A 13,820-nucleotide genomic window follows, 5' to 3' on the forward strand; every position below is an offset into this window, starting at 1 on the left:
CTTGCTAAGTGCGAAGTTCGGTGATGTCATGGGTGCTGTGATTGCTGACGACGTAATCGAGATGCTCGCTACTCTGCGTCGGATAGGCGGTGAGCCTTCAGGTATCGAAGCGAAGCGGGCCGCCGAAGGGCTGCCGAAGTCCGTTCGCGAGACCCTCTCCGCCTTTGCGAACACCGAGGGCGGGACGATCCTGCTCGGGGTCGACGAGCAGAGCGGGTTCACCCTCGTCGAGCTGACCGATCCCGCCGGACTACGGAACGCTCTGGTGCAGATGTCACGAGACGATCTCACACCCCCATTGCGCATCAGCACCGAGATCGTCGAGGTCGACGGGCACCGATTGGTGGTCGCGGAGGTACCGCCCACCCCGGCCGACCAGCGTCCGGTCTACGTCACCGCGCAAGGCATCTCCGGGGGCTCGTACCTACGCGGGGGTGACGGCGACCGCCACATGACTCAGGCAGAGATCGCTATGGTCACGGCCACCCGAACTCAACCGATGTACGACCGCGAACCCGTTGACGGGACCTCTGCGGACGACCTGGACGACGAGGCAGTGCGCCGCACGCTGCGGAGGATTCGGACCGGATACCCAAAGCTCGCACAGTCCGACGACGCCACCGTCCTCTACCGGCTCGGTATAACGGCGGGGCCCACAACCGAATCGACGTTGACGCTCGCCGGGCTTCTGACCTACGGGCAATTTCCGCAACAGCACTTCCCTCAGCTGATGGTCTCGGTGGTCGTGCACAGCCCGGATCCGGCCTCCGGCGTAAGGTTCCTCGACAACCAGACAGTCCGGGGCTCCATCCCTGAAATGGTCGAGACCACGCTTTCGGTACTCCGCCGCAGCCTCGCAGTCCGCGCAGTCATCAGCGATCACGGTGGACGCCTGGATGAAGTCGAGTATCCGCTCGAAGCGGTCCGCGAGGCGGTCGTCAACGCCCTGCTGCACCGCGACTACAGCCCCGTGACGAGAGGCACCCAGGTGAAGGTTGACCTGTTCCCCGACCGCCTTGTCGTCCGCAGTCCAGGCGGCCTCTACGGGGGCGTCGTCGTCGACGAGCTCGGCGAGGAAGGAATCTCGTCGTCGCGCAATGCCATCCTGGCGAGCCTCCTCGCAGACACCTACCTGCCGTCGTCGAACGAACTCGTCGCCGAAAACCGGTCTTCAGGTATCCCCGCGATGCTCGCCGTAGCACGACGCCGGGGCTTGCCACGGCCGAACTTCAGGAGTTCCGTCTCCAGCTTCGTGGTCACCATGGCCCGCTCCGAACTCCTCAATCCCGAAGTTCGCCGCTGGATCGCCGGGCTGCACGCACACTTGCCCACACCCGCGCATGAGATCGCCCTCGCGATGCTGCGCGAGAACTACCTCACGAACGAGATGCTGCGGCAATGGGGCGTAGACCGGATCGCTGCCGGTCAGGTCCTGCGGGATCTCGTTGACCAAGGACTGGCCGTAAAGGAGGGCGGACGGCGCTACGCACAGTACGTACTCGATCCCGCAGCAGCCGGTCGGGCCAGGGAGCCTGACCTCTTCACCAACCTCCTGCCTGACGTCAGCGAGGCGCTCAGGATCCAGGGCGAAGCGACAGCAGGGGAGCTCGTCGAACTCACCGGACTGTCACGCACCGCCGTCCTCAACCATTTACGCGCGCTGGTCCGGGCTAACGACGTCATCGCCGTCGGAGCAGCGCGAAGCCCCAAACGACGATACCGATGGGTCGGATCCCCAGCATAGAGATGCGCGCCAACATCGGCGCCTTCAGCTGCGCAAACACAGCCTCTCAGTCCTTGAGGAGCTGCCTCGCCATCACGATCCGCTGGACCTGGTTGGTGCCCTCGTAGATCTGGGTGATCTTGGCGTCGCGCATCATCCGCTCGACCGGGTAGTCGCGGGTGTAGCCGTAGCCGCCGAGGAGCTGCACGGCGTCGGTGGTGATCTCCATGGCCGCGTCGGAGGCGAAACACTTCGCCGCCGCCCCGAAGTACGTCAGGTCCGCGTCGCCGCGCTCGGACTTCCCGGCGGCGGTGTAGGTCAACTGCCGGGCCGCCTCCAGCTTCATGCCCATGTCGGCGAGCATGAACTGGATGCCCTGGAACTCCGCCACCGCCTTGCCGAACTGCTGACGCTCCCGCACGTACCCCTTGGCGTAGTCCAGGGCGCCCTGGGCGATGCCGACCGCCTGCGCGGCGATGGTGACCCGGGTGTGGTCCAGGGTCCGCATCGCGGTGCCGAAACCGGTCCCCGGCTCACCGATGATCCGGTCGGCGGGGATGCGTACGTTGTCGAGGTAGACCTCCCGGGTCGGGGAGCCCTTGATGCCGAGCTTCTTCTCCGGAGCGCCGAAGCTGACCCCCGGGTCGGACTTCTCCACCACGAACGCCGAGATGCCCCGGGAGCGGGCCGCCGGGTCGGTCACCGCGAACACGGTGTAGAACTCCGACACCCCGGCGTTGGTGATCCACCGCTTCACCCCGTTGAGCACCCAGTGATCACCGTCACGCACCGCCCGGGTCGACATCGACGCCGCGTCACTGCCGGCCTCCGGCTCCGACAGGCAGTACGAGAACATCGCCTCCCCGGCCGCCACCGGCGTCAGGTACCGCCGCTTCACCTCCTCCGAGCCCGCCAGGATCAACGGCATCGTGCCCAGCTTGTTCACCGCCGGGATCAGCGACGACGAGGCGCAGGCGCGGGCCACCTCCTCGATCACGATCGCGGTGGCCAGAGCGTCCGCCCCCGCACCGCCGTACTCCTCGGGGATGTGCGGGGCGTGGAAGTCCGCGGCCCGCAGCGCGTCGTACGACGCCCGGGGGAACTCACCGGACTCGTCGGCCTCGGCCGCGTACGGGGCCACCTTCGCGGCACAGACCTCACGAACCGCCTCACGGATCGCGTCGTGCTCCTCGGGCAACCGGTAGACGTCGAACGTCTGTTCTGCGGCCATGTCGGCCCTCCCCTTTCACCGCTATCATGCGCAGTCTGTGACGTCCGGAGGCCGCCGACTGCCGCAGGATGAAGGATAGCCATCGTGACCCCTGTCCACGTTACCGGCGGGTAGTATCACCGCCGGGCGGGTCTCGGAAGCGCACAACTACGCTGACAGGACGACAGGTTTTCCATCGGTGCCCGGCCAGGCGCCGCAGCCGATTGCGACGCAGTGAAGCGCCGCCAGTGCGAGCGGAGAAGACAGGCGTGACGATCCCCTACCCCACCATCCAGCCGGCGCCGACAGTCTCCCCCGTGACGCCCCCGTCGGGCGCCCCGCGCCCCCGGGTCACCTTCCTGGGCACCGGCTACCTCGGCGCGACGTACGCCATCTGCTACGCCGAGCTGGGGTACGAGGTCCTCGGCTTCGACGTCGACGCCGACAAGATCGCCAAGCTGAACGCGGGCGAGGTGCCGATTCACGAGCCGGGCCTCGACGAGCTGCTCCGGCGCAACCTGGCCGCCGGCCGGCTGCGGTTCTCGACCGACATCGCCGAGACCGCCGCCTTCGGCGACGTGCACTTCATCTGCGTCGGCACCCCGCAGCGGGCCGACGGCATGGGCGCCGACCTGTCGTACGTCGAAGCCTCGGTGACCGCCCTGGCCCAGCAGCTCACCCGCAAGGCGCTGATCGTCGGCAAGTCCACCGTGCCGGTCGGCACCGCCGAGTGGGTGGAGCAGCTCGTCGGCAAGCACACCCCGGACGACCTGGGCGTCGAGGTGGCCTGGAGCCCCGAGTTCCTCCAGGAGGGCTTCGCCGTCGACGACGTGCTGCGCCCCAACCGGATCGTGGTCGGCGTCAAGAGCGAGTGGGCCAACGCCATGCTCTACGCCGCCCACAAGGGCGTCTTCGACCTGGCCGCCACCGAGGACCGGGAGGTCCCGCTGGTGGTCACCGACTTCGCCACCGCCGAGCTGGTCAAGGTCGCCGCGAACGCCTTCCTGGCCACCAAGATCTCGTTCATCAACGCGATGGCCGAGGTCTGCGAGGCCAGCGGCGGCGACGTCACCCAGCTCGCCCGCGCCATCGGCTACGACCCGCGGATCGGCAACCGGTTCCTCCAGGCCGGTCTCGGCTTCGGCGGCGCCTGCCTGCCCAAGGACATCCGCGCCTTCCAGGCCCGCGCCCAGGAGCTGGGTGCCGGCGAGGCGCTGCGGTTCCTGCACGAGGTGGACCTGATCAACCTGCGCCGTCGGACCCGGGTCCTCCAGCTCGCCGCCGACCTGCTCGGCCGCCGCTCCGGCCCGGCCGGCCCGGACTTCTCCGGCACCCGGATCGCGGTGCTCGGCGCGACCTTCAAACCCAACACCGACGACGTCCGCGACGCCCCGGCGCTCGCGGTCGCCGCGCTGCTCGCCAAGGCCGGCGCCGACGTGCACGTGTACGACCCGCAGGGCACCGAGAACGCCCGCCGGATCGCCCCCGAGCTGTGCTACGAGGCCAGCATCAACGACGCGGTGTCCGGTGCCGACCTGGTCTGCGTGCTCACCGAATGGGCCGACTTCCGCAACGCCGACCCGGTCGTCCTCGGTGAACTGGCCGCCGGTCGCAAGGTCGTCGACGGCCGCAACTGCCTCGACGCGACACTGTGGACCCAGGCCGGCTGGGAGTACCGGGGGATGGGCCGCCCCTGACGTCGGCCGCGACGCGCCGGTACGGGGTGACGCTCCCCGCACCGGCGCGTTTTTGTGCCCCCAACGGAGTGGCAGGTGTCGAAATCCGCGCCCGCTCAGGGCATGCTGCGTGAGGGACGGCGTCCACAGTGCGGCCGGCCGGGTGGAGGGATGTCGTGGAGAACTTCCAGTGCTCCTCGTGCGGGCGGCAGATCAAGCCGGCGGCCCGCTGCCCCAACTGCGGGGCCGAGCAGCCGCAGTGGCGTGAACACCTGGCCGAGATCGAACGCTCCATCGCGGAGATGAAGGCCCGCGACGCGGAGATCGCCCGGGAGCAACGGCAGATCGCCGCCAAGATGCAGGCCGCCCTCTTCCAGCGGGACATCCTCGCCCACGCCGGCGAGGAACGCGTCAAGCAGGCCACCCGGCCGCGCCGGGTGCTCCGCCGCAAGCCGGGCCGCCGACCACCGACCGCCGCCACCGGAGCACCACCGAAGGTGCCCCGGCAGGGCACCCCCGCCGGCCCGGACGAGCCGCCGCTCCCACCGCCGTACCGGACGGCCACCTGGCTGGGCGCGGACAACCCGGAACACCCGGCGGAGGCGTCCTCCCGGGAGGTGCAGAACATCCCGCTCGGGTTGGGCGCGCTGGTGCTGGCGGTCGCCGCGGTGGTCTTCGCCGCCGTCGCGACCAGCTCGATGGACGCCCTGGCCCGGCTCGGCATCCTGCTGGTCGCCACCGTCCTGCTGCTGCTCGCCCCGCCGGTGCTGGCCAGGCGGGGGCTCACCTCCACCGCTGAGACGATCTCCACGGTCGGCCTGCTGCTGGTGCCGCTGGCCGGGTACGCGCTCTGGGCGGTGGACCGGATCGGCGCCTCCGGAGCGGTCTTCTCCGGGATGATCTTCGCGTTGACCACCGGCGTCGCCCTCGCCTACGCCGTCGGCACCGGGCTGCGCGCCCCCCGGTTCGCGGCGGTGCTGGCCGCCCAGCCCGTGGTGCCGCTGCTCGCCTACGGGTGGGTCGACGGCCCGACCGGCTGGGCGGTGGTGTTCACCGTGGTGGCCGTGCTCGACCTCGGGCTGGTCCGCTCCGGCATCATGCGGGAACGACCGGCCGGACCGGACTCCGTGCCCGCCGGCCCCACCGCGCCCCGGCAGCGGGTCGACCCCGACGGCCGACCGGAGGCGGCACCCGAGGAGTCGGCCGAGGTGCTGGCCGGCACGGCGGGCGACCCGACCGGCGGCTCCCGGCCGGTGCCGTGGCTGCCCGAGACGACCTGGCTGCTGCACGGGGTGGCGGTGGCGCTCGCCCTGGCGTACGCGGTCACCGCCCTGCTGCGGGTGCAGACCGTGCCGGCGGCCACCGGGGCGGGCGCGGCGCTGCTGCTGGCCGCCCTGGTGGCCCTGGCCGGCACCCTGCTGCTGCGCCGCCCGCCACTACCGGACGTGGGGGCCGGCATCCTCACCCTCGCCGTGATCGGCGCGCTGGGCCGGATCGCCGCGGTGGCCTTCCCGGGCCGGGCGCTGCTGCTGATCGCCGCGGTCATCACGCTGACCGGGCTGGCCGTGCGGGCCGTACCGGAAGCCGCCCGGCGTGGGCCGCAGCTCGCCTCCGCCGCCGCGCTGACCGTCAGCGGCCTGGTGGTGGCCGGTGGTGCGCTGCGGGCCGGGCTGGCACCGGTGCAGGCGGCGCTGCCGGCCTGGCGGGCCGACCTGTCCCGGTTCCCCGCCGAGGTCGCGGCGACGGCCGGTCCGTCCGCCGGGCAGCTCGCCGCCAGCGCCCTGCTGCTCACCGTCGCGGCGGTGCTGGCCCTGCCGCCGGAGATCCGCCGCGAGTTCGCGGTGGTCGGCGCGGGGTTGACCGCGCTGGCCGTACCCGCCTCGTTGGGCCTGGGCGCGGTGGCGGCCCCCTGGCCGATGGTGCTGGCGGCGGTCGCGATCGGCGTCGCCGGGCTCTCCGCCGGCACGACACGGGCGGCCGTGGTGCACGCCGGCACCGCCACCGCGGTCGGCTTCGTCGGGGCCGGTGCCGCGCTGAGCCGGCCGTCGGTGACGGCCGCCGCGCTGGCGGTGCTGATGCTGGCGGGGGTGCTCGTGGCGCTCGCGCCCCGGGTGCGGATCGCCCCGGCCGCCGCCGACGTCGTCTCCGGGTGGGCGGCCGGCGGGGCGGCGTTCGCGCTGCCCGGCGCGGTCGCCGCGTTCGTCGCGGCCACCGAGCCGTCCGGGCCGGTGCTCACCCCCGGGGTGCTCCGGGAACTGACGGTGCCGATCCTGGCGGCGAGCTTCCTGGCCGTCTGCGTCACCCTCGGCTACGCGGCGATGATGCAGGTGTCGCAGCGGCACCTGAGCCTGCCGCACGCCGTCGGCACCGGGCTGGGCGCGTTGGCGGTGATCGGGGCCGCCTTCTTCGCCCCGGGCCGGACCGCCGCCGACGCCTGGCTCGGTGGGCTGGTGCTGATCGCCACCCTGCTGCTGCTCTTCGCCGGACGGATCGACGCGCGTCGCCCCTCGGATCTGGCGTTCGACGGTGCCGACCTGGCCGCCGCCGCCGTCACCACCGCGCTGATCGCCACCCTGGTGCGGATCACCGCGGTGATCTCCCCCGGCGGACAGCTCGCGGTGGCCGCCGTGCTGGTGCTGGTGGTCGCCGTCGCCGCCCGGGCGATGCCCGAGGAGTGGCGGCGCGGGCCGGTGCTCGGCATCGCCGTGGGCGCCGCCCTGATCGGGGTGCTGGCCGGCTGGTCGGCGCTGCGCGGCGGGGTGGGCGTGCTGGCCACCCCGGGGCCGATCTGGGCCGGCGACCTCACCGGCTGGCCGGCCGCGCCGACCGGCGGCTCGGCCTGGCAGGCCCCCGTCGCGCTGGCGCTGCTCGCGCTGGCCGCCGCGATCCTGCTCCCGGCCCCCTGGCGGTACGACGTGGCGGGCGTCGGCGCGGTGCTGGCCACCGTCGGCGTGCCGGCCGCCTTCGACCTGCCCTGGTGGTCGCCGGTCCTGGTGGGGTTGACCGTCGCCACCGTCTTCGGGATGGCCGCGGTCGCTTCCGCCGACCCGCGTGCCGGGGTCTCCCGGGCCGCCGTCGCCGGGGTGGTCGCGCTGCACGCCGCCGGGGCCGGGCTGGTGCGCCCGTGGACCACCGCGCTCGCCCTGGGGGGCATCGCGCTGATCGGCCTGACCGTGGCGGCGGTGGCCCGGTCGCTCGCCCCCTCGCTGGTGGAGGACGTCGAGACCGAGGGGATGCCGCCGCACCTGGTGCAGATCGGTGGCCTGGCGACCGCCGCCGCGCTGCTCACCCTCCCCGGCGCGGTGGCCGCCCTGGCCGCCGAGTTCGGCCACTCGGCCCAGGTGGTGCTGACCGCCGCGCTGGCCGCGTCCAGCTTCGGGCTCGCCGCCGTGGCCGCCGTCCGCCGGCAGGTCCCGCAGTATCTGCCGTACGCGAGCGCGGCCATCGCCGGTGGGGCCACCGTCAGCGCCCTGGCCGCCATCTTCGTCGACCTCCCGTCCGGGGTGTTCGCCGCCGCCGCGGCCCTGCTCGGTGTCCTCGCCGAGCTGGTCCGGGCGGCGACCGTGCCGCCGGTCGGGTCCGCCCAGCCGACCCGCCGCTGGACGGTCCTGCTCGACGGCGCGCTGCGCCGGCTGCCGGACGACGGCACGCAGCGGCGCTGGCGGGTCAGCCCCGCCGCCGGGGCGCTCGCCGCCGCGGCGGTGCCCACCGTGCTGGCGCTGTTCTCCCTCGCGCCGCTGCTCGTCGTGGCGCTGGTCGAGCCGCACCGGATGCTCGCCCACGTCTGGCAGGGGCCGCCGCCGCAGCTGCGCACCCCGCCGCCGGAGCTGGTCGACCCGACGCACGTGCTCACCGCCCTGCTGCTCACCGCCACCGCCGCGCTGGCCGCCACCGGCCTCAGCGGTGGCCGCCGTTCCCGGGCGGTGCCGGTGGTGCTGCCCGGCCTCGCGGTCACCCTGCTGATCACGCCGATCGCCCTGGGCATGGCCTGGCCGCAGAACGCCCTGGCCGCCCTCGCCGTGTTCACCATCTCGATGCTGGGGCTGGCGCTGACCCCGCCGCCGCCGCTGGCCGAGCGCGCCCGGTCGCTGCGGCTGGCCCGGGTGCTGGTCTTCGCGATCGGGCTGGCCGCCGGCGGCGCGGGACTCGCCGGCAGCCTCGCCAGCGAGGGGCTGACCCTGTTCACCCTGGGTGGCGCGGTCGGTGTCGGGGCGGTCGCCGCGCTCTTCGGCACCACCGGCCGGGCGCGCGTCCTCGGTTGGCTGTTCGCCTCGCTGATGGCGCAGCTCTTCGTGCTCACCGTCGGCCTGGTGGCCGGGTTCCCGGCGGTCTGGTCGGCGTTCGGGGTGCTCGCCGTGGGCGCGGTGTTGCAGGTCCTCGCCGCGCGGCTGCCCCGGCTGCGCCGGCCGGAGGCGTACCGGGAGGCCGCCACGGTCGAGTGGAGCGGTTACGCCGCCGCCCTCATCGCCCTGGCTCTGGCCTTCGACTCGCCCCGGCACATCGCCGCCCTGCTCGCCGCCTGGGGCGCCGTGCTCGGGGTGGCCGCCACCCGACCGGGGCGGCGACCGGTGGAGCGGCGGATCCTCTTCTGGGCCGTGGTGGCCTGCGAGATCGTCGCCTGGTGGATCCTGATGCGGGTCGCCGACGTGGCGCTGCCGGAGGCGTACACGCTGCCGTTCGCGGCGCTCGCCCTGCTGGTCGGCCTGCTGGAGCTGCGCGACCGCCCGGACCTGTCCAGCTGGGTGGCGTACGGCCCGGCGCTGGTCGCGGCGTTCGTGCCGACCCTGGCGATCGTGCTGGCCACCGACTCCAGCATGCTGCGCCAGGTGCTGCTGCTACTCGGCGCGGTGGCGGTGCTGGTGTTCGGCTCGATCAGCCGGCAACAGGCCCCGGTGATCGTCGGCGCGGCGGTGACCGCGGTCGCGGCGGTGCACGCCCTGTTCAGCCTGGGGCCGTGGCTGGTGCTCATCCCGGTCGGCCTGGTGCTGCTGGTGCTCGGGGCGAGCAACGAACGCCGCCGTCGCACCCAGGACCGGTTGCAGATGGCACTGCGTGCCATGAGGTGAATCGGAGGGTCACGGCGGGGTCGGACGCGGTCGGCCTCAGTGGGCCGGGTGGTCGTGGGCGGGGGCGGCCCGGCCGGGGGGGGCACGTTGTCGTGGGCGGCCCGGCCCGGCCGGGGTCGGGTCGGGCACGGGGCTGGGGTCAGGCCAGGGAGGCGCGGAGGGCGGCGTCCTTCTCGGCGACCAGATCCTCCAGGTCGGCCTGGAAGGCGACCATCCGGGCAAGCAGGGCCGGGTCGGTGGCGGCCAGGATGCGGACCGCGAGCAGGCCGGCGTTGCGGGCGTTGCCGATCGACACGGTGGCCACCGGGATCCCGGCCGGCATCTGCACGATGGACAGCAGCGAGTCCATCCCGTCCAGGTGCTTCAACGGCACCGGTACGCCGATCACCGGCAACGGGGTGACCGAGGCGACCATGCCGGGCAGCGCGGCGGCACCACCGGCCCCCGCGATGATCACCTTGAGCCCCCGGTCCACGGCGTCCCGGCCGTAGTCGATCATCTTGACCGGGGTGCGGTGCGCGGAGACCACCGCCACCTCGTAGGGCACCCCGAACTCGTCCAGCGTCTCGGCGGCGGCCCGCATCACCGGCCAGTCCGAGTCGCTGCCCATGATCAGCCCGACGGTGCTCACGCGTGCCCCTCCCGCAGCCAACGGGCGGCCCGCGCCGCCCGCTCCCGTACGTCGTCCAGGTCGTTGCCGAGCACCGTGACGTGCCCGATCTTGCGGCCCGGTCGGACCTGCTTGCCGTAGAGGTGCACCCGGGCACCCGGTTCGGCGGCGAAGAGGTGGTGCAGCCGCTCGTCGAGGGAGATCCCGCCCGGCTCGCCGCCGAGCACGTTCGCCATCACCACCACCGGGGCGGTCAGCGCGGTGTCCCCCATCGGGTAGTCGAGCACCGCCCGCAGGTGCTGCTCGAACTGGGAGGTGCGGGCCCCCTCGATGGTCCAGTGCCCGGAGTTGTGCGGACGCATCGCCAGCTCGTTGACGACCAGCCCGGCGTCGGTCTGGAACAGCTCCACCGCCAGCAGGCCGACCACCCCGAGCGCGGTGGCCAGGTCGATGGCGAGCTGCTGGGCGGCGACCGCCAGCTCCTCCGGCAGCTCCGGCGCGGGGGCGAGCACCTCGACGCAGATCCCGTCCCGCTGCACCGTCTCCACCACCGGGTAGACGGCGACCTGCCCGAAAGGCGAGCGGGCCACCTGCACGGCCAGCTCCCGGCGCAGCGGCACCCGCTCCTCGACGATCAGCGAGGTGCCCCCGGCGAGCAGGGTGGCGGCCAGCTCGCCGGCCTGCCCGGCATCGTCGACCAGCCAGACGCCGCGCCCGTCGTAGCCGCCCCGGGCCGCCTTGAGCACCACCGGCCAGCCCTGCTGCGCACCGAAGGCGAGCAGGTCCGCCGGGTCGGCCACCGGCCGCCACGCGGGGTTCGGGGCGCCCAACGCGCCGAGCCGTTCCCGCATGGCCCGCTTGTCCTGGGCGTGCAGCAGCGCGTCGGCGGGCGGGAACAGCTTCACGCCCTCGGCGGCCAGGGCACGGATGTGCTCCGTCGGGACGTGCTCGTGGTCGAAGGTGACCACGTCACAGCCCTTGGCGAAGGTGCGCAGTGCGGCGAGGTCGGTGTGGTCGCCGAACTGCACGTCGGCGGCGACGAGCGCGGCACCGTCGTCGGGGGTGAGCGCCAGCACGCGCAGTGACTGGCCGAGGGCGATGGCGGCCTGGTGGGTCATCCGGGCCAGTTGGCCGCCACCCACCATGCCGACGACGGGCAGACCGGTACGGGAGTCCATAGCGCGGCCAGCCTATCCGGGCCGACCCCACCGGCCGACCCGAGGGCCACCCCGTCCCCGTCGGCCGGGCCGTCCCTGTCCGCCCGGCCGTCCCCGTCCGCCCGGCCGATCCTGTCCGCCCGGCCGTCCCCGTCCGCCCGGCCGATCCTGTCCGCCCGGGCCGACCCCGTCCGCCCGGCCGATCCGGAGGCCGGCGACCGGCTCAGCGGCCGGCGACCGGCGGCGGCAGGCCGGCTCAGCCGAGCTGGGTCACCAGGTCGTCGACCGAGGTCACCGGCCGCTGGCAGACGAACCCCCGGCAGACGTACGCGGTGGGCAGCCCGTCGACCCGGGGCCGACCGGCGAGCAGTGGCACGCCGGGCTGGTCCGGCCGGCCGGCGACCACCACCGCGCCGGGTGGGGCGTGCCGGTGCGCGGCGGCGACCAGCGGATCCCCGGCCGGGTCGTCGGTGACCACCGCGATCTCGTACGGCCCGGAGAGCAGCGCCTCACCCGCCGCCGCCGCGTACCCGGTGAACCGGGCGTGCCGGCCGACGATCGGCGCGACGGTCGACAGGGCCGCCTCGGCCGCCTCCCGGTAGCGGGTCTCCCCGGTCAGCGCCGCGTACGCGGTCAGCGCCGCCACGATCGCCGACCGGCCCGACGGGGTGGCGTTGTCGGTCGGGTCGGCCGGGCGGGCGACCAGCCGTTCGGCGTCGTCGGCGGTGTCGTAGAAGCCGCCGTCCGGGGCGGCGAACCGGGCCAGCGCGACGTCCAGCAGGCCGCCGGCCAGCTCCAGCCAGCGCCCGTCGCCGGTGAACTGGTGCAGCGCGCAGAACGCCTCGGCCACGCAGCCGTGGTCCTCCAGCACCCCGGCCGGTTCGCCGACCGTCCGGTCCCGGGAGGCGCGGCGCAGCCGGCCGTCGACCAGGTGCACGGCGGCCAGGTGCTCGGCGGCGTCCCGCAGCGCCCCGTCGGCGACGATGGCCACACCGTCCATCAGGTTGGCGTCCTCGTCGTCGGGGGCCACCAGGAGCGCGGCGACCTGGACGAACTCGACGAGCGCGGTGATCGCCAGTCCGTTCCAGGCGGCCACCACCTTGTCGTCGCGGGCCGGTTGGGGGCGGGTGTCCCGGGCGGCGAGCAGCCGGCCCACCACACCGCGCCAGCGGTCCCGGACCGCCGGGTCGGCGTCGTCGACGTCCCGGGCCAGCCGCAGCACGCTCGTGCCGTGCTCGAAGGTGCCCGCCTCGGTGACGTCGAACAGGTCGGCCGCCCACCGGCCGTCGTCCTCGCCGAGCACCTCGACGAGCTGGGCCGGGGTCCAGGCGTAGGTGAGGCCCTCCACCCCCTCGGTGTCGGCGTCGAGCGCGGAGGCGAAGCCGTCCCCGGGGCGGTGCAGCTCGTCGGCGAGGAACCGGGCGGTGTCCCGGGCCACCCGGCTGGCCAGCGGGTCGCCGGTGAGCCGCCACAGCTGGGTGTAGACCCGCAGCAGCAGGGCGTTGTCGTAGAGCATCTTCTCGAAGTGCGGCACCGTCCAGTGGGCGTCCACCGAGTAGCGGGCGAACCCCCCGGCGAGCTGGTCGTGCAGGCCGCCCCGGGCCATCGCCTCGGCGGTGTGCCGGACGATCTCCAGGCTGCGCGCCGAGCCGGTGCGCCGGTGGTGCCGCAGCAGGAAGAGCAGGTTCATGTGCGGCGGGAATTTCGGTGCGCCGCCGAAGCCGCCGTTGGTTTCGTCGTACTCTCGGGCCAGTTGGTCGGCGGCGGCGTCGAGCAGCTCGGCGGTGAGCGGGGCGGTGGGGCCGCCGACGGCCTGGGCGCCGCCGATCGCCTCGACCACTGCGGCGCCCTGCCGCAGCACCGCCTCCCGCTGCTCCCGCCAGGCGGTGCCGACCGACTCCAGCAGCCGGACGAAGTTGGGCTTCGGGAAGTACGTGCCGCAGAAGAACGGGGTGCCGTCGGGGGTGGCGAAGACCGTCATCGGCCACCCGCCCTGGCCGGTCATCGCCTGGGTGGCGGTCATGTAGACGGCGTCGACGTCGGGGCGTTCCTCGCGGTCCACCTTGATCGCCACGAAGCCGGCGTTGACCAGTGCGCCGACCGTCTCGTCCTCGAACGACTCGTGGGCCATCACGTGGCACCAGTGGCAGGCGGAATAGCCGACCGAGACGAGCACCGGGACGTCCCGCCGTTTCGCCTCGGCGAACGCCTCGTCGCACCACGGCCACCAGTCGACCGGGTTGTCGGCGTGCTGGAGCAGGTACGGCGAGGTGGCCTTGGCGAGTCGGTTCACCCGACGACCCTATCCACCCCCGGGCGCACCCGCCGGGGCAACCGTTGCGCCGACATCGGGCCTTCCCCCGTTAACATTCATCGAC

Annotated in this window: 7 protein-coding genes; 3 read left to right on the forward strand and 4 right to left on the reverse strand. The window is 73.8% G+C overall.

What is annotated here, in order from left to right:
• Positions 1-28: 28 nt before the first annotated feature.
• Positions 29-1,744, forward strand: coding sequence for an ATP-binding protein (locus tag GA0070623_RS13580; RefSeq protein WP_197700070.1), 1,716 nt, complete (start codon positions 29-31; stop codon positions 1,742-1,744).
• 46 nt (positions 1,745-1,790) lie between these two features.
• On the opposite strand, the gene GA0070623_RS13585 is transcribed toward GA0070623_RS13580, so the two are convergent.
• Positions 1,791-2,954: an acyl-CoA dehydrogenase family protein gene (locus tag GA0070623_RS13585; protein WP_089004043.1), complete on the reverse strand. Its 1,164-nt coding sequence runs from the start codon at positions 2,952-2,954 to the stop codon at positions 1,791-1,793.
• Positions 2,955-3,202: 248 nt separating this feature from the next.
• Between GA0070623_RS13585 and GA0070623_RS13590 the strand changes: the two genes are divergently transcribed.
• Both GA0070623_RS13590 and GA0070623_RS13595 read left to right on the forward strand, forming a co-directional pair.
• Positions 3,203-4,630 carry a UDP-glucose dehydrogenase family protein gene (locus GA0070623_RS13590; RefSeq protein WP_067314160.1) on the forward strand — a complete coding sequence of 476 codons (1,428 nt, stop codon included), beginning with the start codon at positions 3,203-3,205 and terminating at the stop codon, positions 4,628-4,630.
• 155 nt (positions 4,631-4,785) lie between these two features.
• Positions 4,786-9,675, forward strand: coding sequence for an SCO7613 C-terminal domain-containing membrane protein (locus GA0070623_RS13595; protein ID WP_067314161.1), 4,890 nt, complete (start codon positions 4,786-4,788; stop codon positions 9,673-9,675).
• A gap of 139 nt (positions 9,676-9,814) precedes the next feature.
• On the opposite strand, the gene purE is transcribed toward GA0070623_RS13595, so the two are convergent.
• From purE to GA0070623_RS13610, 3 genes are all read right to left on the reverse strand, one after another.
• Positions 9,815-10,306 (reverse strand): 5-(carboxyamino)imidazole ribonucleotide mutase, encoded by a 492-nt coding sequence (gene purE, locus GA0070623_RS13600; protein ID WP_067314163.1) that lies wholly within the window; start codon positions 10,304-10,306, stop codon positions 9,815-9,817.
• Positions 10,303-11,463, reverse strand: coding sequence for a 5-(carboxyamino)imidazole ribonucleotide synthase (locus GA0070623_RS13605; protein ID WP_067314165.1), 1,161 nt, complete (start codon positions 11,461-11,463; stop codon positions 10,303-10,305). Before GA0070623_RS13605 ends, purE begins: the two co-directional genes overlap by 4 nt.
• A gap of 235 nt (positions 11,464-11,698) precedes the next feature.
• Entirely contained in the window at positions 11,699-13,735 is a 2,037-nt protein-coding gene (locus GA0070623_RS13610; RefSeq protein ID WP_067314167.1) for a thioredoxin domain-containing protein, read from the reverse strand.
• Between the last annotated feature and the right edge of the window lie 85 nt (positions 13,736-13,820).

This window comes from Micromonospora rifamycinica (genome assembly GCF_900090265.1).
Classification (GTDB): Bacteria; Actinomycetota; Actinomycetes; order Mycobacteriales; family Micromonosporaceae; genus Micromonospora; species Micromonospora rifamycinica.